This window comes from Flavobacterium sp. T12S277, assembly GCF_048514875.1.
Classification (GTDB): domain Bacteria; phylum Bacteroidota; class Bacteroidia; order Flavobacteriales; family Flavobacteriaceae; genus Flavobacterium.
Window position 1 is genome coordinate 1 of the sequence record NZ_JBLYEG010000081.1, and the last position, 585, is coordinate 585.

Below are 585 nucleotides of genomic sequence, written 5' to 3' on the forward strand. Positions count from 1 at the left end.
CTGGGAAGAAGTCCTTGGATTGGACAGAGTTGGAGTAACGGATAATTTCTTCAGGATAGGAGGAAATTCGATATTAGCTATCCAGGTGTCACACCGTATGAGTAAGCTACTGGACTGTTCTATAAAAGTAGCTGATATATTCCAGTTTTCTACAATTACTAAGCTTCACAATAATAAAAAGAGTTACTTAAATAATAATATAGTTTATGAACAAGGAGAAATATAAAACAATCACAATATCAAATATTATATATAGTGCAAATAATATTGGTATTTGGCTATGGGTTGAAGATGATAAGTTAAAGTTTAAATTTCCCAAAAATATTAATATTTCAGAAATATTAGTAGAATTAAAAGAAAATAAAGATGCAATCATTGAAGTATTACAAAAAAATAATATTTATACAGAAAAAGCTACAGAAAGCTTAATATATTGCTTCTTGAATGGCGAATCAATGTTATCTTTTGCTCAGGAGCGTTTATGGTTTATCGAGCAGTATGAGCAAGGTACGAACGCTTACCATATGCCATCTGTATTTGAGCTTGATAAATCTACAGATATTGATGGATTGCGGTATGCACTTG

The 585-nt window shown here is 30.8% G+C and carries 2 protein-coding genes; both read left to right on the forward strand.

Annotated features, from left to right (window positions below; genetic code table 11):
* Positions 1 to 226: phosphopantetheine-binding protein (locus ACN1CN_RS22815; RefSeq protein ID WP_419137998.1), on the forward strand; the 226-nt coding region annotated here is incomplete at its 5' end.
* On the forward strand, positions 207 to 585 hold a 379-nt coding region (locus ACN1CN_RS22820), incomplete at its 3' end, for a condensation domain-containing protein (protein WP_419138000.1). The genes ACN1CN_RS22815 and ACN1CN_RS22820, both read left to right, overlap by 20 nt.